Here is a 3,376-nt window from a genome sequence, read left to right as displayed (position 1 = left end):
GGATATATTAGTACATTATGAACGAAATATAGTCAAGTACAAAACGTACTATTTTGATAAAAAAATAAAAAAAGTGACGAATCAATACATATTTTTAGAATCAGTAGCTTGCTATAACCTGTTAATAGCAAGCTAATTGATGACTTAAAAAAAGAATCCTATTGTACTTACATGTCAAGAATAGTACGTCGTACACGACCTATTATAGAGATAGCGCCTTCAAGTTTTGGAGCTTTTATTGTTTTATCGTACGAAGCAGGCTGAAAAGGAGGATTATCATTTGGTCTGTATCGTTTATATGTTGCTCGTCCAGTTTCATCTGCAATTACATAGCAGGCATTAGGTACAAGCCTTTTGTCTCGCATATTTACCAGTATTATGGAATCTGGGGGGCTAATTTTATTCATGGATGCACCATCCACACGCAACGCAATCCATTCACCAGCAGGAAGATTAACAGCTTCTGTCATAGGGTAATCTGAAAAATCCGTTATCCCATCTTGTTCCTTTAACTCTCCAGCACTAATCCATGAAATAAGAGGAATACTTATATTAAGGCTAGGATTCTCTTGAGGAGATTCACCATATAAAATCCATCCCGGATCGACGTTAAATACTTGTCCATAGAGTTCGGCTTTTTGTCGAGAAACAGGACGATTTCCATTTTCATGACTAATTAGAGTATTTTGATTAAGAGCTGGTATAGCGCGTGCCGCCTCACTTGGTGTTGCATACCCAGCATTTTTACGCGCTATTTTAAGTCTATCTTTTGGCAAATAACTCATTCGTACATTATCCACTATTTTTTTCATTCATTGTGTACTATTTTATCTTGATTTAAAGTTGTACGTAATGTACTGTTATGGTCATGGTTAATAATCTTTATGTCAAAAATTTGATTGAGTCTTGGGGATCTATACGTCAATTTGCAAAGGAAATTGGTTGTAGCTATGAAGCTGCACGTAAAATGCGCGATCGCAATAGTATCTCCCCAAAATATTGGAACATAATTATCCAATTGTCTGAATCCAAAGGTCTATCTTGGGTTACGCTAGATTGGTTTCTTCATATGTATGCGCATAAATCTCATGGGGTTTCTCTTCCAATAACAGAACAAGGAAGAGGTATGATTTCTCCAACAGAGAAATTTACAACATCGAATGATACACGGTCAATTTATATGAATAATTCCACAGACAACAACAAACACTCCCAGCAGCATTCACAGTCTTAAAGAAGAGAGATTATGAGAAACGGAATATTGAAGAAGATCCACACCCAGTTCTGCAGATTAATAGGTTGTAATACAAAAATAAAAAGTGAAGATAAATTTGTGGAAGAATGGAGAACAGTACCAGATCGTGAACGTAGCATAAAAGAACTTATAGAACGGCATACGATTCATACGGAAATTCTTAAAGAACAAGAAGAGTGGTATAAGTCAAAATTTGATAATTGGATGAAATGGCATAAAGCACTTCTTGCAGAGCGAGATAAGTCAATTGAGGATCAACAAGTAGCTCTTGAAAACCTATCCTCTTTAATTAAGCAAAAAAATAAAACGTTGCATAAACAAAGATTAAAATTGGATTTACAGATGAGAGCTATTGATAAGTTAAATCATAGGATCAATGAGTTAGCCAACAAAGAAGTTAGATTAGTCGATTTTCTCTTACCAGGAGAAACTGTTAATTATAACGTCAAAAATCCATAAAATAAGGATCATCAGCAACCAAGAAATATTTAGGATCAACTACATGATATGTGGCTTTTGAGCGTGGCCATGACGCCCAGAAATGCACAGTGCGTGTTTCCTCTGGATTAATAATTGAAGTGTGTTCAAGTGTAAAATTTGCAATGTTGCGGGAACTAGGCTTACGACAGGTAATCATGAAATCTAAACAAGTGATGCCCCCAGCAGGAATAATAAAAAAATTTAATGCATACTCTAATGAGGAATTGGATTTTATATTTTTCGGACCTGTAGCAATGAGTTTGGGAGCTGTTCTTTTCGTGATGAAGGGCTGCTCACTTCGGATATCAGATTTATAAGACAAAACAGAGCAGGCATTCTTAATAAACTTAAAGGGACTTCTTTTAGATATGCGTATATTCCTTATCATTATATCTTTTCTCGTAAGATTTTTAATATACAGCCCTACCTTAACAGTTGAGGAAGCTTCATATTTTTGTGGGATGAATATTGCTTTTAATCTCAAATATGGTCCCAAATCCCGCGCTTTTTTATCTTCTAATAGAATCGCTGTCTGGGTTTCTGATGCTATAGTTTGTCGTTTGAAGATTTTAAGTTGTTTTTTTAAGCTTCGTTGTTGCACAAAAAGTGCCACCATTCCAGTAACTATCGTAGCAATGATAGGGGCGATCGTAGGGTTATTACGTATCCAGCGTAGCAAAAATACAGCGTTATCATTTATCCAGTGCAATAAGAATATAGCATTCTCAACTATCCATTCTTGCATCATAACTCCCCCTACTTTTTTAGAATCGTTGGGAGGGTACTTTTTCACAAACATTCTTGCAAGACAGGCAATTACAACACGTTCTGTCATAGCACACATATAAATACGTAGAACCTTAAGGGGGGGCTTATGATCACTCATGCACAAACCATTCTTTGTTTTGATTTAGGTACCAAGACTGGATGGGCAATATGTGGTGCGGATGGGCATATCATCAGTGGTACTATGAATTTTCAACCCCGTCGTTTTGAAGGCGGTGGCATGCGTTTTTTACGCTTTAAGCAATGGCTTTCAGAAATAAAAGCGACAGCAGGGGGCATTGATGAAGTTTATTTTGAAGAAGTGCGCCGGCATGTGGGTACAGACGCCGCTCATATTTATGGTGGTTTGCTAGCGACATTAACGGCGTGGTGTGAACACGAACAAATTCCTTATGAAGGTATTCCGGTTGGTACAATAAAAAAAGCCACAACGGGGAAGGGGAATGCCTCGAAAGAAGAGATGATGAGTGCAATGCGTGCAAAAGGGCATGCACCAAAAGACGATAATGAAGCAGACGCTTTATCAATTTTATATTTAGTTAAAGAGAAGGAGATTGGGGATGTCCAATAGAAATAAGTTTGTAACAATTAATGTAGAGAAGTGTCTTCTTGATCTTGCTTTTTTACCAGCGATTGAATGCAATGTTTATCTCAGGTTGCGATTGCAAATGCTCTACACTGGCGAACCTCTTATAAATAATTCACAAGGATTTTCTTATCTTACTAAATGTTCAGTAAAAAGATTTGAAAAGGCGTTAGATTATTTATTGAGGGTTGGAGTCATCATACGTTTAGAAGACGGTCGTTTGTGGAGTTTACAGGTTGAAGAGGAACTCAACAGTATTGAAGAAGACC

Annotated in this window: 6 protein-coding genes; 4 read left to right on the top strand and 2 right to left on the bottom strand. The window is 36.8% G+C overall.

Annotation, left to right across the window (positions count from 1 at the left end):
- Positions 1–167: 167 nt before the first annotated feature.
- Positions 168–785 carry a LexA family transcriptional regulator gene (locus BN338_RS08985; protein WP_039761241.1) on the bottom strand — a complete coding sequence of 206 codons (618 nt, stop codon included), beginning with the start codon at positions 783–785 and terminating at the stop codon, positions 168–170.
- A gap of 77 nt (positions 786–862) precedes the next feature.
- On the opposite strand from BN338_RS08985, the gene BN338_RS08980 reads away from it, so the two are divergent.
- Positions 863–1,234, top strand: coding sequence for a hypothetical protein (locus tag BN338_RS08980; protein ID WP_244427644.1), 372 nt, complete (start codon positions 863–865; stop codon positions 1,232–1,234).
- A 12-nt stretch (positions 1,235–1,246) separates the two neighbouring features.
- On the top strand, positions 1,247–1,714 hold the full coding sequence (locus BN338_RS08975) for a hypothetical protein (protein WP_039761189.1): 468 nt from the start codon (positions 1,247–1,249) through the stop codon (positions 1,712–1,714).
- On the opposite strand, the gene BN338_RS08970 is transcribed toward BN338_RS08975, so the two are convergent.
- Entirely contained in the window at positions 1,701–2,570 is an 870-nt protein-coding gene (locus tag BN338_RS08970) for a hypothetical protein (protein WP_244427643.1), read from the bottom strand. The genes BN338_RS08975 and BN338_RS08970 overlap by 14 nt on opposite strands.
- Before the next feature lie 39 nt (positions 2,571–2,609).
- On the opposite strand from BN338_RS08970, the gene BN338_RS08965 reads away from it, so the two are divergent.
- Together BN338_RS08965 and BN338_RS12200 are read left to right on the top strand one after the other, a co-directional pair.
- Positions 2,610–3,092 carry a crossover junction endodeoxyribonuclease RuvC gene (locus BN338_RS08965; protein WP_039761188.1) on the top strand — a complete coding sequence of 161 codons (483 nt, stop codon included), beginning with the start codon at positions 2,610–2,612 and terminating at the stop codon, positions 3,090–3,092.
- Positions 3,082–3,376 (top strand): DUF1376 domain-containing protein (locus BN338_RS12200; protein WP_039761186.1); only part of this gene is annotated, 295 nt, incomplete at its 3' end. The genes BN338_RS08965 and BN338_RS12200, both read left to right, overlap by 11 nt.

It is taken from the genome of Bartonella queenslandensis AUST/NH15 (assembly GCF_000312585.1).
In the GTDB taxonomy this organism is placed as follows: Bacteria; Pseudomonadota; Alphaproteobacteria; order Rhizobiales; family Rhizobiaceae; genus Bartonella; species Bartonella queenslandensis_A.
Note: the sequence above shows the minus strand (reverse complement) of the source record. Positions and strands in the feature narration are given on the sequence as shown.